Raw genomic sequence first — 20,551 nt, 5'->3', positions numbered from 1 at the left:
TCCGGCAACGGCTGCGGAAGCGGACGCGGGTCGGGAAAACCAGGAACACGGACGGGCGACATGCCCATCCCCGACTCCCGGTTCCCCTTTCCGTTCTTCATTCCGGCGCGAAGAACTCGTTGCCGTGCATGTCCACCAGCTCCAGCGCACGACCGCCACCGCGGGCCACGCAGGTCAACGGATCGTCGGCCACCTGCACGTGCAGGCCGGTCTCCTCGCTGATCAGGCGGTCGAGGTCGCGCAGCAGGGCACCGCCGCCGGTCAGCACGATGCCGCGCTCGGCGACGTCGGCGCACAGTTCCGGCGGGGTCTGCTCCAGCGCCAGCTTGACCGCGCTGACGATGCCGGACAGCGGCTCGTGCAGGGCTTCCAGCACTTCGTTGGAGTTGATCTTGATCATCTTCGGCACGCCCTCGGCGAGGTTGCGGCCGGAGATCTCCATCTCCTGCACCTCGGCCTGCGGGTAGGCGCAGCCGATCTCCAGCTTGATGCGCTCGGCGGTGGCCTCACCGATCAGCATGCCGTGGTTGCGGCGCACGTAGTTGGTGATGAACTCGTCGAAGCGGTCGCCGCCGATGCGGACCGACTGCGAATAGACGATGCCGTTCAGCGAGATCACCGCTACCTCGGTGGTGCCGCCGCCGATGTCGATGACCATCGAACCGCGCGCCTCGGTCACCGGCATGCCGGCACCGATCGCCGCCGCCATGGGCTCCTCGATCAGGTAGACGTCACGCGCGCCGGCCTCTTCGGCCGATTCCTTGATGGCGCGGCGCTCCACCTGGGTGGAGCCTGCCGGCACGCACACCAGCACGCGCGGGCTGGGGCGCAGGAAGCGCGACTTGTGCACCTTCTTGATGAAGTACTTCAGCATCGCCTCGGTGTAGGTGAAGTCGGCGATCACGCCATCCTTCATCGGGCGGATGGTGGTGATGTGGCCCGGGGTACGGCCGAGCATCTGCTTGGCCTCCGCGCCGACCGCCGCGACCGAGCGCGAACCGCCGATGGCACGGTCCTGGCGCACCGCCACGACCGAGGGTTCGTTCAGCACGATGCCCTGCCCGCGCACGTAGATCAGGGTATTGGCCGTGCCCAGGTCGATGGACAGGTCGTTGGAGAACATGCCGCGGAGCTTCTTGAACATCGGGGGACGGGTTCCTGCTGGGGGCGGATCGCCTTGAAATGGCGATTTTTTGGGCAAAAAACGAAGTCAGCTAGCCTAACAATCCGGCATGGTGCGGGCAAGGAAAAATCTCGTGAATACACGGGGAAAACCGCTGTTCGCTGCGTCCGCCCGCACGCATGGTCCTGGCGACCGCGCGGCCGGCAGCGCCGGATCAAGGCTGGTCGGCACCGGCCCCAGCCGGTAACCTTCGCACCGGCGCACCGGGAATGGGGCGCACGTCCCGATTTTCCTGCGGCCCGGGACGGCCGCATCCGCCTCCAACCGAGTCTGCCGATGTCCGCACTGATCTGTGGTTCCCTTGCCTACGACACCATCATGGTGTTCCCGGACCAGTTCAAGAACCACATCCTGCCGGACAAGGTGCACATCCTGAACGTGTCGTTCCTGGTGCCGCGCATGCGCCGCGAGTTCGGTGGCTGTGCGGGCAACATCGCCTACAACCTGAAGCTGCTGGGCGGGGATCCGATCCCGATGGCCACGGTGGGGCAGGATTTCGGCCCGTATCGCGAGCACTTCACCGAGCAGGGCATCCGGCTGGAGAAGGTGAAGGTGATCGACGAGCTGTTCACCCCGCAGGCGTTCATCACCACCGATCACGACAACAACCAGATCACCGCCTTCCATCCGGGCGCGATGATGCGCAGCTACGAGAACCACGTGAAGGACGTGGCCGGGGTGACGTTCGGTATCGTCAGCCCGGACGGACGCGAGGGCATGATCCAGAACGCGGCCGAGTTCGCGGAAGGCGGGATTCCCTTCATTTTCGACCCGGGTCAGGCCATGCCGCTGTTCAACGGTGAGGAACTGCGCAACTTCATCGAACTGGCGGACTATGTGACCGTCAACGATTACGAGTCCAACCTGCTGCAGGAACGCACCGGCTGGAACGAGGCCGACATCGTCAAGCGCGTGAAGGCCTACATCACCACCCGCGGCCCGCACGGCTCGCAGATCCATACGCCGGACAAGACCTACGACATCCCGCCGGCGCACGAGCGCCGCGTGACCGACCCCACCGGCTGTGGCGACGCCTTCCGCGCCGGCCTGATCTTCGGCATCGAGAAGGGCTACGACTGGCTGACCATCGGCCGCATGGGCAACCTGATGGGGGCCTTGAAAGTCGAGCACCCGGGCACCCAGAACCAGCGCTTCGACTACGACGAGTTCAACGAACAGTTCAAGCAGCAGTTCGGCTATTCGCTGTAACCGCAACCAGCGCAGCCCCGCTTCCCGCCGGGGCCTTGGCTGCGGCTGACACGCCTCCGGCCCATCGGCACACTCGCGCTGCCGATGCGCAATGCGTAAGGTAAGACCGGGGGATGGCGCTGGCGCCGGTCTCCGCGCCGTCAGCAATCAGGCAGGGGCAGCATGGTCGGGCAGCAACGCCAACCCATTCCACGGGATCCAAGCGATCCCGTGCCCGCCATCGCCCTGTTCCGTCGGTTGTCATGCCAGGCCCTGCTGGTCGCCGTGGTGGTCTTCCTTGCCAGCGGCCTCGGCATCCTGACCCGTCCCGAGAAGCAGCTGGCCGCGTTCTGGCTGACCAATGCATTGCTGTTGGGGCTGTTCGCGCGCCGTCCGGCGCTTGCATCACCCGCCGGCTGGGCTGCGGCAGCGCTGGGCTATGTCGCGGCGGACCTGCTCACCGGCACTTCGCTGCCCACCACCCTGCGCCTGACGGCGGCAAACCTGGCGGGCGTACTGGCCGGGTATCTCGTGTTCCGGCACATCCGCGAGGAAGACCTCCGCCTGCAGCATCCGCTGTCCATGCTGTGGGTGCTGGCGGTCTCGGCAACGGCGGCGGTGGGCGCGAGCCTGGTGGGCAGCCTGACCTCGCACGCGATGATGCGGATGGGCTTCCTGACCGCCAGCGGCTTCTGGTTTTCCGCCGAACTGGTCAGCTACGTCACCGTCCTGCCGGTCGTCCTGCTGGCTCCCGCGCCCGGGCAAGGGCTTCGCGAACTCCGCGACGGACTGGACCGCGCACGCCAGCGGCCCCTGCTGCTGATGCCGCTGGTCGCGCTGGCGCTGACGATCCTGCTGGGCGTGGCCATCGGCGGCCCCGGCGCCATCGCGTTTCCCGTACCGGCATTGCTGTGGTGCGCGTTGGCGTATCGGCTGTTCACCACGGCGGTGATCACGGCATTGCTGTGCATGTGGACATTGATCGCGATCGCGACGGGCCTGATCGATCTGCAACTGCAGGAGACCAGCGTGCAGCCGGTCATTTCATTGCGCATGGGCATGGCCCTGCTGGCCGTGGCACCCCTCACGGTCGCCAGCGTCAACGCGATGCGCAACCGCCTGCTCGCCACCCTCAACCACACCGCCGACCACGACGCGCTGACCAGCGCATTGAACCGCCGCGCCTTCCTGCGCCGCGGCGGCGACCTGATCGCGCACGCCCACCGGCACGGCCAACCCGTTGCCGCGATGATGCTGGACATCGACCACTTCAAGTCGGTCAACGATCGCCACGGACACGCCGCGGGCGACACCGTGCTGGTGACGTTCGCGCAACGGATGCGCTCGCACCTGCGAGAAGACGGCCTGTTCGGCCGTCTGGGGGGCGAGGAATTCGCCGTCCTGCTGCCGGGCGTCGACGCGGTGTCGGCCATCGCCGTGGCCGAGCGCCTGCGCGAACTCGCAGGCGAACCCATGCCGCTGGACGACGGGCGCATCCTCGACATCACGGTAAGCGTCGGCGTGTCCGCTCCCTCCCGTCCTGAGAGCGCCGACGCGCTGGAACGGCTACTCAGCCAGGCCGACGTGGCGCTCTATCGCGCCAAGGCGACGGGGCGCAACCGGGTGGTGGCGTAGCGCCGTCGGCCTCAATCCCATCCCGGCATCTGGCTGCCGTCCAGGCCGCCCGTTTCGAACACGGCCTTGTGCGTGCTGCCATCCTTCACCGTGAACTCGATCTCCAGCACCTTCGTCTTGCGCGCGAGCCGCCACAGGGCCTTCTCGTCGTCGATGAACATCGCGGTGGCTTCATCGGTATCCGGACGGTTGGCCGACATGCGTCGGGGTACCGCGCCATCGGCGACCACGGACACCTGGCAGCGGCTGTAGCAGGCCCGGGCGAAGTCGCTCGCCTGCAGCACCAGGTAGCTGCTGCGCTTCCAGGTGGGATGATCGCGGAACACCAGTTGCACCGGCTTGGCCCCGTTGCCGTCCACATCCACCGGCTCCTTGCTCAGCAGCGCGGCCGAACGCTGCGTGCCGCCGTCGGTGCCTACCTGCGAGTAGTCCCACAGGGCTTCCATCCGGCGCTGCTCGCGCGCGGCTTCAGCCTTTCCCTTCACGTCATCCAGGCCCGGGCCGATGCGGGCAGCCGCCTCGCTCTGCGGATACTGGTCGAGCAGCGCCACGCCGTGGATGCGCGCCATGTCCCAGTCGCTGGAGGCCACGGCGCTGTCGTATTTCTTCGCCAGTTCGGCCGCCTGCTGCTCGACGGCGGCGGCCTGCGCGGCAGCAGCGGCAGCGCGTTCGGCTTCGCGATCGCCGCAGGCCGAGACGGCCAGGCAGGCGATCGCCAGCAGGAAGGACTTCATTGCGTGCTTCTTCATCGGGGTACGCCTCGCTGGATCAACAGGGCGACTGCGGCCGCCACCTCGTCGGGTTTTTCCATGATGGACATGTGGCCGCAACCATCGAGTGAAACCTGCATGGCCTGCGGCATCTTCGCGGCATACAGCGCCATCGCGCTGGGATCGATCACGCGGTCCTGCCGGCACCACAGCAGCAGCGCCGGCTGGCGGATCGCCGCAGCCGCTTCGCCGGGCAGGAAACGTTCGTTGCTGCGGCCGATGCGGTCCAGCACCTGCTGCTCGAATGGCGCCTGCGCGATACGCCAGTCGATCACCGCCCGCGATGCCGGCCACGGGATGGACGGCTGCACGCCGCGATCGTGGAAGACGGTATCGAGGTAGCGCTGCAGCGACGCGGCATCGTGGACGGCAAACGGATTCTGCCCGGCCAGCACCTCGATGCCGAAGCGGTTGTCGGCGAACCGCACGCCTGCCGCATCGATGAGGCCCACGCGTGCGACGAGTTCCGGATGCCGGGCCGACGTGATCGCCACGATGCCGCCGCCCATCGAATGGCCGAGCAGCACGATCGGGCTGCCATCGCGCCGGACCTGCGCAAGGAACGCCGCCAGCCTCCCGGCCTGCGCGGAGAATCCGTAGTCGGCCCCGGCGACACGCTGGCTCTCGCCCCAGCCCGGCAGGTCGGGGATGACGAGCCGGTACCGGCCGCGCAGCCGCGCCGCGAGTGGATACCAGTTCTCCTTGCTGCCGGTGAAGCCATGCACCATGACCACCGTCGGGGCATCGTCCGACGCCGCTTCGCGCTCGTCGTAGGCCCAGCGGTGGTCGCCGATGACGATGCGTTTCTCGGACAGCCCGACCCACGCTCCCTGCACGGCCATGACGGCACGCAGCGGCGCCATCGGGTCCCGCCATGCCCACGCCACCAGTGCACAGACAAAAACGGCCGCCCCCAGGGCGACCGTCCGTGCGCGGGTCAGGCGGAGCGGCATGCCTTACGGGCCCGCCGGTGCCTTCGCCAGCGTCGCCTCGACCGAACCCGTCGTGATCGGGTGGTAGCCCGGCCTGGCGCGCGCGAAGCTCTCGCGTGCGAAGGCCAGGCCATCCGGCGTCTTCGCCAGTTCTTCGTAGATCGGCATGATCAGCTTGCGGCGGCCGACGCGCTCGATGAACCTGGCGATCTCCGGACGCGCATCCACGTAGCCGCTGCGGATCGTCAGCGGATACCAGCGCATCGCGATCTCGCCATTGGCGGTGCCCGTGAAGTGATACGCGTCGTCGAGCTGCTTGAGCTGCTCCACGGTCAGCTTGTCACCCATGCCCTCGATGAAGTGCACCCACTGCTGGGTGATCCAGGTGCCGGTGACCTGCGGGTTCGGCAACTGGCCGCTTCCCTGCCAAGCGATGCGTGCGGTGTCGGTGCTGGAGAAGCCGCGAGACTGCACCTGCGGAGCGCGCGCCGGAATGCCCGGCGCATAGATCCATTCCTGGATCTCGGCATCGCTGACCAGGTTCGGATGCTTGTCGAACAGGTTCTTCTTCGCATAGTCCAGGAACTGTTCAGTGGTGATGCTCTGGAAAGCGAAGTGGTCGAAGTAGCCGCGCAGGAAGGCGTCGAATTCCTGCCGGCCGAAACGCTCCTCCAGCATCTGCAGGAACCAGGCGCCCTTGTCGTAGGACACGGCGCTGAGCGCGTCGTCGGCATCCAGCTTCGTGCCCGGCTTCACCGCCAGCGCCTGGGTGGCCTCCGGCATCGTGCCGATTTCCTTCTTCAGGCTGTTGCGCGCGATCGCGTATTCCATGCTGGCCTGTTCCTTGCCATACAGGGATTCGACGATGCGGTTCTCCACGTAACTGGTGAAGCCCTCATTCAACCAGCCGTGCTTGGCGCTGGAGAACGTCACCAGGTTGCCCGACCAGCTGTGCGCCAGCTCATGCGCGATCAGCGAGACCAGCGTCTTGTCGCCGACGATCACGGTGGGCGTGATGAAGCTCAGGCGCGGGTTTTCCATGCCGCCGTACGGGAACGACGGCGGCAGCACCAGCATGTCGTAGCGGTCCCAACGGTAGGGGCCGTACAGCTGCTCGGTGGTGGCGATCATCTTTTCGGTGTCTTCGAACTCCTTCGTGGCCTTGTCGACCATCGCCGGCTCGGCCCATACGCCGCTGCGGGCGGAGATCGGCTTGAAGACCAGGTCGCCTGCGGCGATCGCCATCAGGTACGACGGGATCTTCTGCGGCATCTTGAAGGTGTAGTCGCCGTCGCGCACGGCGGCCGGATCGTTGTCGGCGCTCATCAGCACCATCACGTCCGGACGCGAGGTCACGTGCGCGCTGTAGGTGTAGCGCACCTGCGGCGTGTCCTGCAGCGGCACCCAGCTGCGCGCGTGGATCTGCTGCGACTGGCTGAACATGAAGGGCAGCCGCTTGCCTTCGGTCATTTCCGGTGTCAGCCACTGCAGGCCGGAGGCCTCCGGCGAGCTCGTGTAGGTGACCTTGACCTTGGCGTTGCGCGCCGGCGTCTCGATGGTCAGCTTGCTGCCCAGCACCGGATCCTTGGCGGCCAGCGCGTACTGCAGCGGCGCCCATTCTTCCGACCGATCGGCCTGAGCCTGTCGAAGGCCCTCGACCTTCTCGATGGTCAGGTCGCGCGTATCCAGCACCAGCTGGGTGGCGGCCTTGTCCTTCCAGTCCAGGGTGTAGGTGGCGATACCACCGATGGTCTTGGCATCGAAGTCGACGGCGATGTCCAGCGCCAGGTCGGCGATGGCGACCTTCTGCGGTTCGGCATAGGAATGCTCGTCGCGGTCGACGGCCTTCTCGATGGCGGGCTTGGGCATGGCGGCCACGGGGGCGGATTCAGGTTCCTTGGAGCAACCGGCCACCAGCACGGCGGCGCAGGACAACAGCAAAGCCAGTGAACGCATCAGGGGACTTCCAGCGATCGGGGGAAGTCCCAAGTTTACCGCGCCGCGCGGCGGACCGGCCCGTCCTGCCGGGATGCGGCGCGCCTGCTCAGACCTTGTAACCGGTATGGATGGCCACGATGCCGGCGGAGAGGTTCTTGTAGCTCGTCCTCGCGAAGCCCGCAGCATCCATCATGCCCTGCAGTTCGGCCTGCGGCGGATGTTTGCGGATGCTCTCGGCCAGGTACTGGTAGCTGTCCGCGTCCTGCGCGAACAGTTTCCCCAGTTTCGGCAACACCTTGAACGAGTGGAAGTCGTACACGGGCTTGAACCAGTCCACCGTGACTTCGGAAAACTCAAGCACGCGCGCCTGGCCACCGACCTTCAGCACGCGGTGCATGTCGCGCAGCGCGGCGTCCTTGTCGGTGACGTTGCGCAGGCCGAACGCAATGGTCACCAGGTCGAAGCTGGCGTCGGGAAACGGCAATGCCTCGGCGTTGCACTGCACGTACTCCAGGCCCTGGACCAGGCCGCGGTCGGTCATGCGGTCACGGCCCACCGACAACATGCCGGCATTGATGTCGCCCAGCACGATCTGTCCGGTCTCGCCGACGCGGTCCTTCAGCAATGCGGCGATGTCGCCCGTGCCACCCGCGAGGTCCAGCACGCGGTCGCCGCGCTTCACCTGGCAGGTGCCCACGAAGTAGCGCTTCCACACCCGATGGATGCCGAGGCTCATCAGGTCGTTCATCAGGTCGTAGTTGCCGGCGACCGACGTGAAGACCTCGCCCACCAGCTTCTGCTTGTCCTTGGCGGCGACATCGCGGAAGCCGAAATGGGTGGTGCCGCGTTCGTAGGGAGATTCGCTCATCACCGGATTATCGCACTACCGGCCGGGCCAGCCCACGCCCAGGGCATCCACCCCGTATCCAAGCAGGCCGGGCGACCCCGGACCTGCGTGCTCAGCGCTCCATCAGCGCACACACGGCCTGGAGGCGCAGGGCCCTGGGCAGGACGTCGCAGCCGCGCCTGCGGGCCCTGTCGGCCGCGGCGGCCACCGGCGTCACGCGTGGTGGCTGGCTGACCGGCGGCGACGAAGAAGCCGCGACCATGGCCGGCCTCACGAGCACGGGCGCCGGCGAGCTCATCGAGCGCGGTCGTGGCCCGACGCGCACCACAAAGCCATTCGCCGTCGCCGACACCACCTCGACCCAATGCAGATCGTCGGGCGTGTTCCAGCGACCGCCCGCCTTCAGCATCGAGCCTTCATTGCTCGACAGGGTGGCGGCGGGAACATCACGGTCGACGCTGTGGGCGATGCCGTAATCCTCCAGCTTGTGGATGATCACCGCGTCACCGGCCAGCTTGGCCTCGTAGGTCCCGGTGCGCCGCCGCGCTTCCAGCGTGTAGATCACGGTCTTGTACGGATCCGGTTGCGACGGCATGGCCAGCACGACCATTTGCGCATGGGTCGTCTGCACCAGACTGGCGGCATCCAGCACGAACTCCTGCGTCTCGCGGTTGTCGGCGGCGATGGTGCGCTTGCGCGACGCCGGCAACCAGCCCAGCCGCTCGCGCTGGTACATGTTGATGTGCTTGGGCAGCAGGCCGTAGGTCGTATCACTGGTGGCGTTGCGCCAGGCATCGCTCATCAGGTCCCACGGATTGTCGTAGGTGTCGCTGTCACCGTCGGAATTGTCGGAATGCGGCAACCCGTAGCCATGCCCCATCTCGTGGGCAAGCGGCGCCAGGTTGGCGAACGACCAGGGTGGGCTCCACGTTACCCGCGTGCAGGTGTACACACCGTCGAGCGTCGCACAGGCGCCGCCGCCCCACGCGTTGCCATCCAGTTCACCGTTGAACATCAGGTTGACGCCCTGGATGTTCCTGAAGTCCACCTCGGCATCCGCAGCCGCCGCGCAATCCGCGAAAAGCGTGGACAGCTGCGCCTTCTGCTTGCCGTTGGTGGTGGTCAGGTAAGCGGCTCGTGGTTGCGGCAAGGTGTACCAGCCGTGCGCCGTGCTTCCCGCAAGGTTGACCTGGCCGTAGGACACCTCCGACCAGTAGTGGCCCAGCTGGCCCGGCGCGTTGCCGTACTGCTCCTGGAAATAGGCGCGCGGCTTCTGCTCGCTTTCGATGTCGGCGAACTTGCACATCAGCGTCACCCAGCGCGTCGCGCCGAGCACGGGCGCCGCGGCCATCACGCGGCCATCCGCACCCACCGATGTCGCCCGTTGCGGAACCCGTCCGGTGGGCACGATGGTGTCGATCACGGCGCGTGCAGACGAGGACGACATCACCTTCGTGGCCGGTGCCCGGTACGACACCGCGACATGGCGGTTCGCCAGCGCATACAGGTCGCCGGCCGCGCGCCGGGATTGCGCGACATCCAGCGGCATGCGCTGGCCAGGACCGGTTTCCAGCCATACGTCCAGCTGCGGCGCTGCCAGCGCCCGGCCATGCAGCGCGCGCGGAGGGTCCGCCCACTGCAGTTGCAGGATGCCTTGCACGACGGTTTCCGCCCGCAGCGGAATGGCCGGAAGAATGCCTGCCAATGCCAATACACATCCGGTGATGAGCGCCCGAACGCTCATCTGCCGTGCATCGGCCGATCGGTGTTTGAACACGCGCGACCCCGCTCACGATCGGCGGGCCGACATGACACCGCCATGGGGGGTGTCGGCTGGCTTGCGCGGGTCTTGAGCCGGTTTCGCGGCCAATGCGCCCATTCGCGACACGGATGTTCCGAACTGAGATGCAGTACAGGAATCGAACGCGAACCTCATCGTGTTCGCGGACAACGCCGCGCACTGGCGCCGCGTCAGGGAATACCGGAGCGTGTCGGGAGATCCCCTACGGCTCAGCGCTCGCGCAGTGTGCACACCGCCGCGCGCGAGTTGCCCGTACGCGCGGAACTGCAACGGGCAGGTGGCATCGCGCGCACGCCACTGCCGCTCTCCGGCGCGACGACCGGGGATGACGCGGATGAGGACGTCACGGGCGTCGTCCTCACCAGTGCGGGCAGCGGACTGCTCATGACGCGCGGCGGACCGATCGTCAACACGAAGCCGGTCGCCGTCTGCGCCTTGACGGTGACCACATGCGACCCTTCAGGCGTAACCCAGCGCTCGCCCACCTTGAACATGGAGCCTTCGTTGTTCGCGCGATTGGCCGCCGGCACGTCGGCATCGACGCTGTACGCGGTACCCGAGCGCTCGACCCTGTGGATGATCACGGCGTCGCCGGCGAGTGCATTCTCGTAGGCACCCTGACGCCTGCGCGCCTCCAGCGTGTAGACGATGGTCGCGTACGGATCCGCCTGCGGCGACAGTGACAGCACCAGCATCTGCACATCGCCGGACGTTGGCAGGTGGGCATAGTCCAGCGCGATGTCGCGCGTGGCCAGGTCACCCAGCGCGATCACCCGCTGGCGCGCCGTGTCCACCCAGTTCAACCGGTGCCGCTGGAACATGTTGATGTGCTTGGGGCGCGTGCCGTACGTGGCGTCGCCCACTGCATTGGCCCAGCCATCGCTCATCACGTCCCACGGATTGTCGTAGGTGTCGTCGTCGCCGTCGGAGTTGTCCGAATGCGGCAAGCCGTAACCGTGGCCCATCTCGTGCGCGAGTGGCGCGAGGTTGCTGAAGGACCAGGGCGGATTCCACGTCACGCGCGTGCAGAAGTTGGTCCTGCCTTCCAGCGGCGCGCAGCTCCCGCCTCCCCAGGCATAGCCATCCAGATTGCCGTTGAACATCATGTTCACGCCCTGCACGCTGTTGAAATCCACCGTCGCGTCCGCCGCCGCACCGCAATCGGCGAACAGCTTCTTGAGATCGGCCTTGTCCTTTCCGTTCTCCTGCGTGACGTAATGGCTGCGCGGCTGCGGCAGCGTGAACCAGCCGTACGCACTGCTGCCCGTCAGGTCGATCTTGTTGTAGGACACCTCGCGCCAGTAGTGGCCGAGCTGCCCGACCGCCTCGCCGTACTGGGAATCGAAGAACGCCTTGTTCTTCTGCTCGGCATCGATGTCGCTGAACTTGCACATCAGGGTGACCCAGCGCGTGTTGCCACCCACGGGCGCCGCAGCCATCACGCGCGCGTTGGCGGGATGCACGGGCGCCGATTGCGTGACCCGATCCGCCGGCACGATGGCCTGGATGGCCGGCGCCGACGACATCACGCGCCCCTGTGCCGCGAACGCCACCGCCACGCGGCGATTGGCCAGCACATACAGATCGCCTGCTGCCAGGCGTGCCTGCGCCGCGTCAAGCACGATGCGGCTGCCATCGTCCTTCACCAGATGCGCGTTGAAGCGGGGTTGCAGGCGTGCCTGTCCGGGAGCCGGCCGCGCGGGATCGCCCCACTCCAGTTGCAGTAGCCCCTGTTCGATGGTCTGCGCGCGGACGTTACCCATCCCGGCAAGACCCAGCATCGCCACCACGATGATCGCCCACCTGCGACCCTTCGCCGCTCGCGTCTCCATGTCCACTCCCCCACTCCATCGTCATGCGGATGCGCGCCGCGCGCGCGTGAGGCGTTGTAGTGCGCACGCATCATGCGCGCCGTGAGTGGCATCACATTCGGGGATGTGTGATGCTGGATTCTTGAGCAGCGTCACGCTGCATGCCGACGACGACCCCTTCATGAGCCACGTGCCCGACTACCGCGCCCTCCTCGAAACCGCCATCGCCGAAGCGCGCCTAGGCCTGGCCGAAGGTGGCATTCCGATCGGGGCCGCGCTGTACCGCGACGATGGGCGATTGCTGGGCTGCGGCCACAACCGCCGCGTGCAGGAAGGCGATCCTTCCGTGCACGGCGAGACCGATGCCTTCCGCAAGGCAGGCCGCCAGCGGCGCTACCAGGACACCATCATGGTCACCACGCTCGCACCCTGCTGGTACTGCAGCGGACTGGTGCGCCAGTTCAACATCGGCACCGTGGTGGTGGGCGAATCGGTGAATTTCCAGGGCGGCATCGACTGGCTCCGCGAAGCCGGCGTCAATGTCATCGATCTGCAGAACCGGGAATGCATCGATCTGCTGGGCGACTACATCCGCGCCAATCCCGAGGTGTGGAACGAGGATATCGGCGAGGACTGAAGCCTGCGGCCCTCAGGCCGGTTTCATCACCATCAGCCAGAAGATCGCGATCACGCTGATGAAGGCAGGCCAGCCGAGCCAGAACCACCAGCGCATCGCGTGGTAGTAAGCCGGCGGCAGCGGCTGCGATGCTGCCACCGCCTGCAGGGCCAGATCACGTGCACGGATCTGCAGCCACAGCACCGGCAGCCAGCACACGCCGATCACGAAAAACAGCATCAGTGCCGCCTTAACCCAGAAGACATCCAGTGGCAGGCCCAACAATCGGGTCAGCCACCAGCCCGTGGCCAGCTGCACGATGACGGCCGGCGCAGTGAAACAGGTGTCGGCGATGACCACCGTGCGCGCGGTGGATGCGATCACGCGCGGATCGCCGCGCAGGTGCGCCAGCCACATGAAGAACGCGATACCCAGCCCCGTGCCGAATAGCAGCGTGGAGGCCAGGATGTGGATCCACTTCACCCACAGGTAGGTCATCTCAGCGTCGCTCCGTCAGGACCCACAGCACTGCCAATGCGGGCAGCAACACCAGGTTCTTGGCCATTCCGCCCAGCGGATCCCACCACAGCGCCGGGACCATGCCGCCGAGCATCAGCGTGTAGGCCACCAGCAGAAGCAGCATCGCGCCGATGGCGGCACGGGGGCGCCAGCCGCTGGCCAGCCAGAGGCCCAGCAGGAGATCGGCCACGCCCCCCGCGCGCGCCAGCATGATGGGATCCCACGCGGCCAACGGCGTGCCCGACGACAGTCGCAGGATGTCGGCGGCCGGTGTGACGCAGCCGGCCAATGCCGACAGCAGCCACAACGCCACCACGGCCCAGCGCAGGGCGGGCGCGAGGAAGTACAGCTGCGCCTGCCAGCGGTCCTGCACCTGGCTGGGCGCCTGCGCCAGGGCCTCCGCAAGCGTACGAGGCCGCAGCCGGAACGAAGCCTCCAGTCGATCGGCCGCCTCCGGTGCCGTCGTGTTGCCCCGTCGCAACATGCGCCACATCGTTCGCCCGACAGGCCCCCGCCCCACGGCTTCCATCACCGATACCGCGAGCGAGACGCAGGCTTCCGGCACGGCCACAACGCGTTCGCCGGGAACGCGCAACCAGCGTCGCCATTGCCGCTGATAGTCGTGCAACGACATCGGCGCGGGGCCGCCCACTTCGTAGGTGCCGGAGACCGTGCCATCGACCGCGCGCGCGACAAGTTCGCCCACGTCTTCGGCCGCGACGGGTTGCACCTGCCAACGGCCATCGCCCGGCAGCCACTGCGCACCCGGAAATCCCGCCAGGGCGCGCAGCAGCGACGTGCCGCCGTAGGAACCACTGACCGAATAGACCACCGACGGACGCAGCACGACGGACGAGACGGCGAGCGCAGTGAGCTGTTCGTCGAAACGATGCTTGGACGCGATGAAGGGCCCGTCTTCCGGCAGGCCGAGCGCGGAGACCTGCACGAACCGCTTCACGCCACGGTCCACGCAGGCGTGTGCGAGCGCCAGCGGCGCAGCCACGTGCACGGCCTCGAAGGTCTGTCCGCCCTCCTCACGGAGGATGCCTGCGGCATTGACCACCGCATCCACGCCGTCCAGCAGTGGCCTCCAATCCTCGGGACGCTGCATCGCCATCAGGTCGCAGGCGCGCTCGTCATCCGCGAGCGCGTGTTCCTTCGGACGCACCGCGCGCAGCACGCGCCAGCCGTGGCGATGGAGCGCTGCCACCAGATAGCCTCCGATGAATCCCGCACCTCCGACCACCAGCACGGTGCGCCCATTTCCCTCGGGAGATCGCTGCGCCATGCCTGCCATGCGGTCGTTCCGTGTCCGTGGAAATGAAGGGCAGCGCAGGATCAGGCCTTGCGCACGAACTCCGATTTGAGCTTCATCGCGCCGATGCCGTCGATCTTGCAGTCGATGTCGTGGTCGCCATCGACCAGGCGGATGTTCTTGACCTTGGTGCCCACCTTCACCACCAGCGAAGAACCCTTGACCTTCAGGTCCTTGATGACGGTGACGGTGTCGCCATCCTGCAACAGGTTGCCGTTGGCATCCTTGATGACGCGCGCGTCATCGTCTGCGAGGGCTGAGCCGGCGGACCATTCATGGCCGCATTCCGGACAGGCCAGCTGCACGCCATCCTCGTAGGTGTACTCGGATCGGCATTGCGGGCAGGGCGGCAGCGTGCTCATGGGAAGGACGACATCGTTCGGACGGAGCAGGATTGTAACCGACGACCCAGACTCCCCTCCCGCAAAGGAAGAACCCGCCTTGCGGCGGGTTCGTGGCATCACAGGATGTAGCGGCTCAGGTCGGGATCCTGCACCAGCTCGCCGAGGTGCGCATCGACATACGCGCGGTCGATGGTGACGCTCTGGCCATCGCGGTCAGGCGCTTCGTAGCTCAACGTGTCCAGCAGGCGCTCCAGCACGGTATGCAGGCGCCGCGCGCCGATGTTCTCCTGGCGTTCGTTGACCAGCGCGGCGATCTCGGCAAGACGATCGATGGCATCGTCGCTGAAGCGCAGCGCCACGCCTTCGGTCTTCATCAGCTCGACATACTGCTTGCTCAACGCGGCCTTGGGCTCGGTGAGGATGCGGATGAAATCTTCCTTGCTCAGGGCCGAGAGCTCGACGCGGATCGGGAAGCGACCCTGCAGTTCCGGGATCAGGTCGCTGGGCTTGGCCAGATGGAACGCGCCCGAGGCGATGAACAGGATGTGGTCGGTCTTCACCGTGCCGTATTTGGTCGACACGTTGCTGCCTTCCACCAGCGGCAGCAGGTCGCGCTGGACACCCTCGCGGCTGACGTCGCCGCCGCTCATGTTGCCGCCCCGCTTGGCGACCTTGTCGATCTCGTCGATGAAGACGATGCCATGCTGCTCGCAGGCCTCGATGGCGGCGGCGCGGATGTCGTCCTCGTTGACCAGTTTGGCGGCCTCTTCCTCGACCAGCTGCGGGCGCGCGGCCTTGATCGTCACCGTGCGCTTGTGGGTCTTGTTGCCGCCCAGGTTGGAGAACATCTGCCGGAGCTGCTGGCCCATCTCCTCCATGCCAGGGGGCGTCATGATGTCGACACCGACATTGGCGGCGAGCTCCAGCTCGATCTCGCGTTCGTCAAGGTCGCCGTTGCGCAACTGCCGGCGCAGCTTCTGCCGGGTCTCGGATTCCTTCGACGATGGCTCCGCGCCGATGTCGACCGTGGTGGTGTTCGCACCGAAGCCGAACCCGCCGCCGGCGCCTTCGCGTCGCGGCAGCAGCGCATCCAGGATGCGGTCCTCGGCGCGGTCCTCGGCCTGGGTACGCATGCGCGCCTTGGCCTGTTCGCGATACATCTTCACCGCCGTGTCGGCCAGGTCGCGGACGATCTGCTCGACATCCTTGCCCACGTAACCGACCTCGGTGAAGCGCGTGGCCTCGACCTTCACGAACGGCGCGTTGGCCAGCGTGGCCAGGCGGCGCGCGATCTCGGTCTTGCCTACGCCGGTCGGGCCGATCAGCAGGATGTTCTTCGGCATCACCTCGTTGCGCAGGCCGGCATCCAGCTGCATGCGGCGCCAGCGGTTGCGCAGCGCGATGGCGACCGCGCGCTTGGCGGCGTGCTGGCCGACGATGTGGCGGTCGAGTTCCTGCACGATCTCGCGCGGGGTCATGGTGGAGGACGTGTTTTCGGTCATGGCGATGGTTCTGTAGGAGGGGCTTCAGCCCCGACCGCACGGGTCGGGGCACATGGACGGCCGGAGCATCAAAGCTCTTCGACCACCACGTTGCGATTGGTGTAGATGCAGATGTCGCCAGCGATGTTCAGCGATTCGACGGCGATGGACTTCGCGTCCAGTTCGGTGTGCGCGAGCAACGCGCGGGCGGCGGACAGTGCGTACGACCCGCCGGACCCGATGGCGATGATGCCGTCCTCCGGCTCGATCACGTCGCCGGTGCCGCTGATGATCAGCGACGTCTCCTTGTCGGCGACGGCGAGCAACGCTTCGAGCTTGCCCAGGCGGCGCTCGGTGCGCCAGTCCTTCGCCAGCTCCACGGCAGCACGCGTCAGTTGCCCGTGCTTTTCCAGCTTGGCCTCGAACAGCTCGAACAGCGTGAAGGCATCGGCGGCGGCGCCCGCAAAACCGGCCAGCACCTGGCCGTCGCGGCCGAGCCGGCGCACCTTGCGTGCATTGCCTTTCATCACGGTGTGGCCCAGCGTCACCTGCCCGTCGCCGGCGACGGCGACGTGGCCATTGCGACGTACGCAAAGGATGGTGGTGGCGTGGAAGACGTTCGGGTTCTGGCTGGGGTCCATGGAGGCCTCCGGGGTGTTCCCCCAGAGGTGGGGACGCCGCTCCTTGGTTCAAGCATGACTTTTGGGTTGGTTGGTCTTCTGTAGGAGCGACGTGAGTCGCGACCGCACGTCTGCACAAGCAGGACAGTCGCATCAGGCGTGACCTCGTGGACGGTGCGCGGCCGCCTGGGGATCGTGGTCGCGACTCACGTCGCTCCTGCAGGGCGGGTCAGCGTTTCCGCTTCGCCCGCGGATGCGCCGCGTCGTACACCTTGGCCAGGTGCTGGAAGTCCAGGTGCGTGTAGATCTGCGTGGTGGCGATGTCGGCATGCCCCAGCAGTTCCTGCACGCCACGCAGGTCGCCGGAGGATTCCAGGATGTGGCTGGCGAAGCTGTGCCGCAGCATGTGCGGGTGCACGTGCTTGAACAGGCCCTGCCGCTGCGCCAGCTGCTTGATGCGGATCTGCACGGCGCGTTGCGAAATCGGCCCCTCCCCTCGCCCCGGGAACACGAACGCCTCGTTGCCCACCGTCCGCTCCTGCCGCCACTCGGCGAGCGCGTTGCGTGCATGCGATCCCACGGGCACCTTGCGTTCCTTGTTGCCCTTGCCCAGCACCGTGACCATGCCGCCCACCATGTCGAGGTCGCGCCAGCGCAGCGCGCACAACTCGCTGAGGCGAAGCCCGGAGGAGTAGAACAGTTCGAGCAGTGCGCGGTCGCGCTTGCCCAGTGGCGCATCCACCGGCACTTCCACCAGCCTGACGGCCTCGTCGGCATCCAGCACCTGGGGCAGCTTGCGCGGCGCCTTGGGTGCGCGCAGTGCTGCCGCGGGACTGGCCACGATGCGGCCATGCTTGAGTTGCCACTGGTAGAAACTGCGGCAGGCAGACAGGCGACGCTGCAGGCTCTTCGGCGACAGGCCGCGCCTGTGCTCGCTGGCGACGAAGCCGCGCAGCTGCTCCGCATTTACCTCCACCAGATTGGCGACGCCCTGGGCCTGCGCCCATTCGGTCAGCGCGGCGAGATCGCGGCGATACGCGTCGAGCGTGTGCGCGGAGACGCGGCGCTCCACTTCAAGATGGGCGAGGAAGTCGGCGACCGAGTACATCCCTTCGCCCCGTCATTCCGGCCAACGCCGGAATCCGCCTTGTTTCTGCTGTCGTGCCTGCATGCAACGCGCAAGGGCCACGTGGATGCCGGCCTTGGCCGGAACGACGGCGTGAGGCGCGGGCCCTCCGTCAGGCATCGAACCGTTTCAACGCCGTCACCAGCGTCTCGCCCATCATGCGCAGGAACAGGGTGCCCATGCCGGGATAGAAGCGGTTGCCGTCACGGCTGCCCACGGCCACCAGGCCGATGCCGGGCAGCGGCAGCAACGCCGACGAAGCGACTTCCTCGGCGCGCGCGCCGTACAGCAGCACGTGTTTCTCGGGCTGCAGGCGGCCGCAGATCGGCTCGCCATCGCGCAGGCAGTCGCGGAACGGGGCCATGTGCGGATTGTCGGCCGGCACGATCTGCAACCAGTCGTTCTCCACCAGGCCGTCGACGGGCTGCAGCAGCACGATGCTGACGCGGTCGCCGTTGAAATCCTCGGCCAGCGAGGCCGCCATCGCCCGCAGCGTGTCAGCGGCCGTGCCCTGCTTCATGAGGGTGAGGGCGAGCTGGTGGGTACGCACGGCCAGGCGCTCGTTTTCCTGCGCGTTGGCGAACAGGTCACCGAGGCGCTTGGACAATTCGCGGTTCTTGTCGCGCAGCACGTCCAGCTGGTAGCTGGCCAGCGACGCGGTGGGGCCTTCATCGCGCGGCACCACCAGGCTCAGCGCCAGGTCGGGGAACTGTTTCAGGAAAGTGGGGTGCCGTCGCAGCCATGCTGCGATCTCGTGGGCGCCCAGCTTCTCTTGCGTGTCGCTCATGCTTTCCATTCCCCTTCGAATACGAATGCCGCCGGCCCGGACATGATGACCGGCGCGTCGTCGGACGGCCAGCGGATGCGCAGCTCGCCACCGGGCAATGCGATGGCCACGTCACGATCCACGCGCCCGCGCCGGATCAGCACGGCCGCTGCCGCGCAGGCGCCGCTGCCGCAGGCCAGGGTTTCGCCGACGCCGCGCTCGTACACGCGCAGGCGCACGCGGTCGCGTGCGACCACTTCGGCGAAACCGACGTTGACCGACTCCGGGAAGTGGCGCGAGCGCTGTAGCAACGGGCCGTAATGCTTCACGGGCGCGGCATCGACGGATGGGACTTCGATGACCGCGTGCGGATTGCCCATCGACACTGCGCCGAACCGCAGGCGGAGTCCTTCGTCCACATCGGCGTCGTACTCCGGCTGGACATGGTCGAAGCCGTGCAGCGGAATGCGCGCCGGCACGAATTCCGGCACGCCCATCGCGATCGCATAGCGGTCGTCGCCGATGCGCTCCACCGCGTGCGTGGCCAGCGGACTGTCCACGTTGAAGGTGTCGCCACGCGCCGCGCCGTCGCGGACCAGCCAGGCGGCGACGCAACGCGCGCCGTTCCCGCATTGCTGCGAGGGTGAACCGTCGGAGTTCCAGATGCGATACGCGGCCACGGCGCCCGCGCTGCGCGGCCGTTCGACGGTCAGGATCTGGTCGCATCCCACGCCGATATGGCGATCCGCCAGCTGCGCCGCCAGCCGGGCATCCGGTGGCGGCGCGCCATCACGCAGGTCCAGCACGACGAAGTCGTTGCCGGCGCCGTGCATCTTGGTGAAGCGCATCGGCGTGGACCGTGCGTGGAGGGTCTCAGCCATTCCCGTCGGTGGCCGGCACCGTGGCCGGATCGATGGGCGGCTCGGCAGGCAGGGTGTCCGTGGCCGGCGTTTCAGGCGACGCGGCGGGGGCCACGGGGGCTTCCTCGACGGGCTTCTCCGGCAGGAACAGCGGGCCCTTGGCTCCGCAGGCGGACAGGGCCGCCATCAGGGCGGCAGCGGCGAAAAGACGGGCGTTCCGGTTCATGTCGCGAGTATAGCCACAGGCCGATGAATGCGCCGCGCCTTCACCGCGTACGCGGGGGTTCCGGTCGCATCCACAGCCACACCGCGACCGTCGCCATGCAGGCGACCGGCAGGGCGACCATCCACCATCGATGCGAGCCGGTCCACAGCATCAGTGCCAGCAGGATCGCCGCACTGGCCAGCATGGTCCAGGTGGCCATCCACTTCGCGCGTCGCGATACGGCACGGTGCAGGTGCCAGTCATGGATCATCGGGCCGAAGCGCGGGTGCGTCATCAGGCGGCGATGCAGCCGCTCCGAGCCGCGCGACGCAGCGTACGCGGCGATCAGCACGAACACCGTGGTCGGCAGCCCCGGCACGAACACACCGAGGATGCCCAGGCCCAGGCTGGCATACGCCAGCAGCCACCACGCCCAGCGGAAGCGCGCGGGACGCCGGGCAGCGGGCTCGTGCAGCGAAGGAGACTTGTCTTCCACGGCGCCCTTGTACCCCAAATCCACCACCGGGCGCGAACACGCCCGGCGCGGAGGGAAACGCGGCGCGCCATCGACGGCTTTCCAGTGCTGGAACATGG

Annotated in this window: 20 protein-coding genes; 3 read left to right on the top strand and 17 right to left on the bottom strand. The window is 67.3% G+C overall.

What is annotated here, in order from left to right:
* Window positions 1–97 precede the first annotated feature (97 nt).
* The gene (locus tag IB223_RS02150) at window positions 98–1,144 is read right to left on the bottom strand and encodes a rod shape-determining protein (protein WP_055937350.1); all 1,047 of its coding nucleotides are present in this window, start codon (window positions 1,142–1,144) and stop codon (window positions 98–100) included.
* Between the two features lie 315 nt (window positions 1,145–1,459).
* Between IB223_RS02150 and IB223_RS02145 the strand changes: the two genes are divergently transcribed.
* Together IB223_RS02145 and IB223_RS19010 are read left to right on the top strand one after the other, a co-directional pair.
* Window positions 1,460–2,392 (top strand): carbohydrate kinase family protein, encoded by a 933-nt coding sequence (locus tag IB223_RS02145; protein ID WP_192200038.1) that lies wholly within the window; start codon window positions 1,460–1,462, stop codon window positions 2,390–2,392.
* 210 nt (window positions 2,393–2,602) lie between these two features.
* The gene (locus IB223_RS19010; RefSeq protein ID WP_192200037.1) at window positions 2,603–4,006 is read left to right on the top strand and encodes a GGDEF domain-containing protein; all 1,404 of its coding nucleotides are present in this window, start codon (window positions 2,603–2,605) and stop codon (window positions 4,004–4,006) included.
* An 11-nt stretch (window positions 4,007–4,017) separates the two neighbouring features.
* Here the strand turns inward: IB223_RS19010 and IB223_RS02135 are convergent, their stop codons facing one another.
* The 6 genes from IB223_RS02135 to IB223_RS02110 form a co-directional block, all read right to left on the bottom strand.
* A complete protein-coding gene (locus tag IB223_RS02135) occupies window positions 4,018–4,740 on the bottom strand; it encodes a hypothetical protein (RefSeq protein ID WP_192201209.1) in 723 nt (240 codons plus the stop codon).
* Window positions 4,741–4,751: 11 nt separating this feature from the next.
* A complete protein-coding gene (locus tag IB223_RS02130; RefSeq protein WP_192200036.1) occupies window positions 4,752–5,729 on the bottom strand; it encodes an alpha/beta hydrolase in 978 nt (325 codons plus the stop codon).
* Between the two features lie 3 nt (window positions 5,730–5,732).
* Complete coding sequence (locus tag IB223_RS02125; protein WP_192200035.1) at window positions 5,733–7,664, bottom strand: M1 family metallopeptidase; 1,932 nt, start codon at window positions 7,662–7,664, stop codon at window positions 5,733–5,735.
* 88 nt (window positions 7,665–7,752) lie between these two features.
* On the bottom strand, window positions 7,753–8,514 hold the full coding sequence (gene ubiE, locus IB223_RS02120) for a bifunctional demethylmenaquinone methyltransferase/2-methoxy-6-polyprenyl-1,4-benzoquinol methylase UbiE (protein ID WP_192200034.1): 762 nt from the start codon (window positions 8,512–8,514) through the stop codon (window positions 7,753–7,755).
* A gap of 91 nt (window positions 8,515–8,605) precedes the next feature.
* Window positions 8,606–10,153 (bottom strand): hypothetical protein, encoded by a 1,548-nt coding sequence (locus tag IB223_RS02115; RefSeq protein WP_192200033.1) that lies wholly within the window; start codon window positions 10,151–10,153, stop codon window positions 8,606–8,608.
* Between the two features lie 350 nt (window positions 10,154–10,503).
* Window positions 10,504–12,126 (bottom strand): hypothetical protein, encoded by a 1,623-nt coding sequence (locus IB223_RS02110; protein WP_192200032.1) that lies wholly within the window; start codon window positions 12,124–12,126, stop codon window positions 10,504–10,506.
* A 160-nt stretch (window positions 12,127–12,286) separates the two neighbouring features.
* Here IB223_RS02110 and IB223_RS02105 point away from each other — a divergent pair, with 160 nt between their 5' ends.
* Window positions 12,287–12,742, top strand: a complete 456-nt coding sequence (locus IB223_RS02105; protein WP_192201208.1) for a nucleoside deaminase — start codon at window positions 12,287–12,289, stop codon at window positions 12,740–12,742.
* Between the two features lie 12 nt (window positions 12,743–12,754).
* Here the strand turns inward: IB223_RS02105 and IB223_RS02100 are convergent, their stop codons facing one another.
* From IB223_RS02100 to IB223_RS02055, 10 genes are all read right to left on the bottom strand, one after another.
* Window positions 12,755–13,219 carry a DUF2269 domain-containing protein gene (locus tag IB223_RS02100; RefSeq protein WP_192200031.1) on the bottom strand — a complete coding sequence of 155 codons (465 nt, stop codon included), beginning with the start codon at window positions 13,217–13,219 and terminating at the stop codon, window positions 12,755–12,757.
* A 1-nt stretch (window position 13,220) separates the two neighbouring features.
* Window positions 13,221–14,537, bottom strand: coding sequence for an SDR family oxidoreductase (locus IB223_RS02095; protein ID WP_225590761.1), 1,317 nt, complete (start codon window positions 14,535–14,537; stop codon window positions 13,221–13,223).
* Window positions 14,538–14,578: 41 nt separating this feature from the next.
* The gene (locus tag IB223_RS02090; protein ID WP_192200030.1) at window positions 14,579–14,917 is read right to left on the bottom strand and encodes a zinc ribbon domain-containing protein YjdM; all 339 of its coding nucleotides are present in this window, start codon (window positions 14,915–14,917) and stop codon (window positions 14,579–14,581) included.
* 98 nt (window positions 14,918–15,015) lie between these two features.
* On the bottom strand, window positions 15,016–16,401 hold the full coding sequence (gene hslU / locus IB223_RS02085) for an ATP-dependent protease ATPase subunit HslU (RefSeq protein WP_192200029.1): 1,386 nt from the start codon (window positions 16,399–16,401) through the stop codon (window positions 15,016–15,018).
* Window positions 16,402–16,469: 68 nt separating this feature from the next.
* Window positions 16,470–17,021: an ATP-dependent protease subunit HslV gene (gene hslV, locus IB223_RS02080; RefSeq protein WP_192200028.1), complete on the bottom strand. Its 552-nt coding sequence runs from the start codon at window positions 17,019–17,021 to the stop codon at window positions 16,470–16,472.
* A gap of 208 nt (window positions 17,022–17,229) precedes the next feature.
* Window positions 17,230–18,108, bottom strand: a complete 879-nt coding sequence (gene xerC, locus IB223_RS02075) for a tyrosine recombinase XerC (protein ID WP_192200027.1) — start codon at window positions 18,106–18,108, stop codon at window positions 17,230–17,232.
* A gap of 130 nt (window positions 18,109–18,238) precedes the next feature.
* Window positions 18,239–18,913: a DUF484 family protein gene (locus IB223_RS02070; protein WP_192200026.1), complete on the bottom strand. Its 675-nt coding sequence runs from the start codon at window positions 18,911–18,913 to the stop codon at window positions 18,239–18,241.
* Window positions 18,910–19,773 (bottom strand): diaminopimelate epimerase, encoded by an 864-nt coding sequence (gene dapF, locus IB223_RS02065; RefSeq protein WP_192200025.1) that lies wholly within the window; start codon window positions 19,771–19,773, stop codon window positions 18,910–18,912. Before dapF ends, IB223_RS02070 begins: the two co-directional genes overlap by 4 nt.
* Window positions 19,766–19,978 (bottom strand): lipoprotein, encoded by a 213-nt coding sequence (locus IB223_RS02060; protein WP_192200024.1) that lies wholly within the window; start codon window positions 19,976–19,978, stop codon window positions 19,766–19,768. The genes dapF and IB223_RS02060 overlap by 8 nt, the downstream gene beginning before the upstream one ends.
* Before the next feature lie 40 nt (window positions 19,979–20,018).
* Complete coding sequence (locus IB223_RS02055; RefSeq protein WP_225590895.1) at window positions 20,019–20,432, bottom strand: YbaN family protein; 414 nt, start codon at window positions 20,430–20,432, stop codon at window positions 20,019–20,021.
* Window positions 20,433–20,551: the final 119 nt, after the last annotated feature.

Source organism: Pseudoxanthomonas sp. PXM03, from assembly GCF_014852005.1.
Lineage (GTDB): Bacteria > Pseudomonadota > Gammaproteobacteria > Xanthomonadales > Xanthomonadaceae > Pseudoxanthomonas_A.
The sequence above is the reverse complement of the archived record's forward strand: the minus strand, read 5'-3'. Positions and strand labels throughout refer to the sequence as shown.

Excerpts from the sequence above, each read along its gene's own strand:
- IB223_RS02150 (WP_055937350.1), bottom strand. The coding sequence starts at position 1,144 with ATGTTCAAGAAGCTCCGCGGCATGTTCTCCAACGACCTGTCCATCGAC.
- IB223_RS02145 (WP_192200038.1), top strand. The coding sequence starts at position 1,460 with ATGTCCGCACTGATCTGTGGTTCCCTTGCCTACGACACCATCATGGTG.
- IB223_RS02135 (WP_192201209.1), bottom strand. The coding sequence starts at position 4,740 with ATGAAGTCCTTCCTGCTGGCGATCGCCTGCCTGGCCGTCTCGGCCTGC.
- IB223_RS02130 (WP_192200036.1), bottom strand. The coding sequence starts at position 5,729 with ATGCCGCTCCGCCTGACCCGCGCACGGACGGTCGCCCTGGGGGCGGCC.
- IB223_RS02125 (WP_192200035.1), bottom strand. The coding sequence starts at position 7,664 with ATGCGTTCACTGGCTTTGCTGTTGTCCTGCGCCGCCGTGCTGGTGGCC.
- ubiE (WP_192200034.1), bottom strand. The coding sequence starts at position 8,514 with ATGAGCGAATCTCCCTACGAACGCGGCACCACCCATTTCGGCTTCCGC.
- IB223_RS02110 (WP_192200032.1), bottom strand. The coding sequence starts at position 12,126 with ATGGAGACGCGAGCGGCGAAGGGTCGCAGGTGGGCGATCATCGTGGTG.
- IB223_RS02105 (WP_192201208.1), top strand. The coding sequence starts at position 12,287 with ATGAGCCACGTGCCCGACTACCGCGCCCTCCTCGAAACCGCCATCGCC.
- IB223_RS02100 (WP_192200031.1), bottom strand. The coding sequence starts at position 13,219 with ATGACCTACCTGTGGGTGAAGTGGATCCACATCCTGGCCTCCACGCTG.
- IB223_RS02095 (WP_225590761.1), bottom strand. The coding sequence starts at position 14,537 with ATGGCAGGCATGGCGCAGCGATCTCCCGAGGGAAATGGGCGCACCGTG.
- IB223_RS02090 (WP_192200030.1), bottom strand. The coding sequence starts at position 14,917 with ATGAGCACGCTGCCGCCCTGCCCGCAATGCCGATCCGAGTACACCTAC.
- hslU (WP_192200029.1), bottom strand. The coding sequence starts at position 16,401 with ATGACCGAAAACACGTCCTCCACCATGACCCCGCGCGAGATCGTGCAG.
- hslV (WP_192200028.1), bottom strand. The coding sequence starts at position 17,021 with ATGGACCCCAGCCAGAACCCGAACGTCTTCCACGCCACCACCATCCTT.
- xerC (WP_192200027.1), bottom strand. The coding sequence starts at position 18,108 with ATGTACTCGGTCGCCGACTTCCTCGCCCATCTTGAAGTGGAGCGCCGC.
- IB223_RS02070 (WP_192200026.1), bottom strand. The coding sequence starts at position 18,913 with ATGAGCGACACGCAAGAGAAGCTGGGCGCCCACGAGATCGCAGCATGG.
- dapF (WP_192200025.1), bottom strand. The coding sequence starts at position 19,773 with ATGGCTGAGACCCTCCACGCACGGTCCACGCCGATGCGCTTCACCAAG.
- IB223_RS02060 (WP_192200024.1), bottom strand. The coding sequence starts at position 19,978 with ATGAACCGGAACGCCCGTCTTTTCGCCGCTGCCGCCCTGATGGCGGCC.